Source organism: Treponema endosymbiont of Eucomonympha sp., assembly GCF_001028545.1.
The window spans coordinates 1-565 of sequence record NZ_BBPW01000457.1; the positions used below are offsets into that span (position 1 = coordinate 1).

Annotated in this window: 1 protein-coding gene; it reads left to right on the plus strand. The window is 54.3% G+C overall.

Translation table 11 applies throughout. From position 1 onward, the window contains the following. Positions 1-454 precede the first annotated feature (454 nt). Positions 455-565, plus strand: a 111-nt coding sequence (locus AWU74_RS10840; RefSeq protein ID WP_162505036.1) for a sugar phosphate nucleotidyltransferase, incomplete at its 3' end; no start/stop codon positions are given.

The window sequence follows — 565 nt, forward strand, 5'->3', positions numbered from 1 at the left end:
CCGCCCAGAATCATCGCGAGCGCTTATACGCCTGACATAGCCGCCTCCGGGCCGCCGAATGTACTCCCGTATTATAGCACGCATATTTCCCCTGTAAACGGCAGCAGTGCGCGGAGGGCTGCGAATCCGCCCGTCGGTAGAATCGTTATCCGAGCTTATATCGCGCGGTTAAGTTTTCTATCTTTACGTTTCCCCGCTGCTTCGGCAGCAACGCTTCTATCCCTTTATATTGTTCTTCGCTCAATTTCATGCATGTATCATATTTTATGCAGTGTGAATACTCTATAGGCAGCGTGGGTAAGGGGGAAAAATGAAGGCATTCACCGGCGCGATATAAGCTCGGATAACGATTCTACCGACGGGCGGATTCGCAGCCCTCCGCGCACTGCTGCCGTTTACAGGGGAAATATGCGTGCTATAATACGGGAGTACATTCGGCGGCACGGAGGCGGCTATGTCAGGCGTAAAAGCGCTCGCGATTATTCTGGGCGGAGGGAAGGGGACGCGGCTGTATCCGCTCACCAAAGAACGGTCAAAGCCGGCGGTTCCCTTCGGCGGCAAATAC